Annotated in this window: 3 protein-coding genes; 1 reads left to right on the forward strand and 2 read right to left on the reverse strand. The window is 45.0% G+C overall.

From position 1 onward, the window contains the following. A partial coding sequence (locus tag ENN47_11905) for an NAD(P)/FAD-dependent oxidoreductase (protein HDP78855.1) occupies nt 1–759 on the forward strand: 759 nt, incomplete at its 5' end. Between the two features lie 86 nt (nt 760–845). Here the strand turns inward: ENN47_11905 and ENN47_11910 are convergent. Together ENN47_11910 and ENN47_11915 are read right to left on the reverse strand one after the other, a co-directional pair. Then, entirely contained in the window at nt 846–1967 is a 1122-nt protein-coding gene (locus tag ENN47_11910; GenBank protein ID HDP78856.1) for an ABC transporter ATP-binding protein, read from the reverse strand. A 4-nt stretch (nt 1968–1971) separates the two neighbouring features. Continuing rightward, nucleotides 1972–2379, reverse strand: a 408-nt coding sequence (locus ENN47_11915) for an ABC transporter permease subunit (protein ID HDP78857.1), incomplete at its 5' end; no start/stop codon positions are given.

Genomic DNA, 2379 nt, shown 5'->3' on the forward strand with positions numbered 1-2379 from the left:
GTGGAGAGAGTAATTGAGTCTAATGGAAAGGCTGTCGGAGTGAGGCTTGAAAACGGTATGGAGATCTCCGCCAATTATGTAATTTCAGACGCTTACGGTTATGACACTTTCATGAAAATGATAGATGAACGGCACCTCACCGATCGGCTGCGCTCGATGTATTCGAAGCCGATTGACAGGATGATGATGGCTTTGCATGTATCTTTCGGTGTGAATATGGATCTCTCGGACAAACCGAATGCAATTTCCCTTTTTCTTGACGAACCTATCGAAATAGCGGGCGACAACTGCTCTATAATAAATGTCCTTAACTACAGCTACGACAAGAAACTGTCGCCGGAAGGGAAGACCAGTCTGAAAGTGATGTATGATACCTACTATTCTTACTGGGAAGAGCTTTCGAAGGATCAAAAGAAATATGAGGAAGAGAAGGAGAAGATCGCCAACAGAACAATCGAGGCAATTGAAAGATTTATTCCCGGTATAAAAGCCGCCGTTGAAGTAACCGATGTGGCAACACCCTTGACCACAAAGAGATTCACCTCAAATGCCCGAGGATATGGAAGTAAAGAGGAGTTCCGATTGAGAGATACCATGAAAGGGTTCCTGAACAAACCGATTACTCTGAAAACTCTTAAGAACTTCTTTGTAATAGGACACTCTATTGGTGGAACAAATCTCTACGGCTGTGCGGCTATGGGCAGGAACACCGTCAAAAAGATCTGCAAGAAAGAGAAGAAGAGCTTCAGTTCCTCTTAGAGTTGTTCAATAGGTAGTGACTATGCATTAAGGCAAAAAAGAGGAATGCCCGACAACCACTCCTCTTCTGAAAAGTAGTCCACTAACTATGTCAGCTTGAGTGATCCGGCTCCGATTTTTTCTTTTGTTTCTTTATTAAATAGGAGGTAGTTACTGGATGGGAAAGAGATTTCCATAGCTGAATCAACCACGAAATCTACTCTACCGAAAACTACTATCGAAAACATGGTGTTCTTGATCTTTGCTCTCACAACCGTCTCCATTCCCGAAGGGAGAGTCGAGTAAATCGTGCAGGTATTCTCTCCCGTATCAGGTTTCAGCTCGATGTCTTCCGGTCTTAATCCAATGATCACTTCATCTCCGGTCTTGACTTCATCGTCTCTGCTTCTTAAAGACATCTCCAGTCTCAGTTCTACCGTTCTTAGAACAACTGTCTCTTTTTCAATTGTATCTACTTTTGCATCAAGGAAGTTCATCGATGGATTGCCGATGAAGTCTCCAACGAAGACATTTGCCGGCTGATCGTATATTACAAGCGGCGGCGCATATTGCTGGAGAACACCCTCTTCAAGAAGACAGACCTTGGTTGCCAGAGTCATCGCTTCCAGCTGGTCATGGGTAACGTATACGACAGTCGATTCGATTTCCCTGTGGAGCCGTTTCAACTCGGCTCTCATTTCCATTCTCAGCTTGGCATCCAGGTTAGAGAGCGGTTCATCCATCAGAAGCACCTTAGGATTTGGAGCGAGGGTTCTTGCAATTGCTACTCTCTGCTGCTGACCGCCAGAAAGTTCTGAAGGATACCTGTCAAGAAGGTCGCTTATTTTGACGAGATCCCCCATTTCCTTCACGCGGCTTCTAATTTCCTCTTTGCTCCACTTCATGTTTTCCAGACCGAAAGCAATGTTCTGATAGACTGTCATATGTGGCCACAATGCGTAATTCTGGAAGAGGAGGCCAACGTCTCTCTTGTCAGGCGAGAGATTCAACTGCTTCTCGCTCGAAAAAACCACCTTTCCACCGATGCTGATCTCTCCGACCGTAGGTGTTTCGAGCCCGGATATCATTCTGAGTGTAGTTGTCTTGCCACAGCCGGAGGGACCGAGTAGTGTCACGAAGTCGCGGTCCTCAATTGTAAGACCTAGATTGTCAACCGCGTTGACACTTCCAAAAGTCTTTGTCAGATTCTTCAGTATAATCTCAGGCATCAGGTCAACCTCCTATTCCCTTATCCAGACTTGCGCCAGTCACTTTATTGATGATGAAATTGAATACAAGAACTATACCGATTATCAGAAGCACAATCGCATTGGCGTATTGATTCCAGCCCTTCTCGTTATACTTGAAAAGCATTGTGGTCAAGATGCTCGTTGCCGGCGTTACAAGGAGTATATAAAGAGCGAGCTCTCTCATGCTAGAGATGAAGGGCAGGAGATACCCTGATATTACAGTTGGCTTCTGAATCGGAATGATTATCTTTACCATCCTTTTCCACCATCTGACTCCCAGGATTATTGCGGCCTCTTCAATTTCCTTGCCGAGCTGTAGAATTGCATTAATCCCCGCTCTCGATGCAAAGGGTAAATACTTCACCGAACCGACAAGAGCTAGAATTGCAAA

The sequence above is a fragment of the Mesotoga infera genome (assembly GCA_011045915.1).
In the GTDB taxonomy this organism is placed as follows: domain Bacteria; phylum Thermotogota; class Thermotogae; order Petrotogales; family Kosmotogaceae; genus Mesotoga; species Mesotoga infera_D.

Coding starts and splice junctions, on each gene's coding strand:
- ENN47_11910 (HDP78856.1), bottom strand. CDS start 1,967: ATGCCTGAGATTATACTGAAGAATCTGACAAAGACTTTTGGAAGTGTC.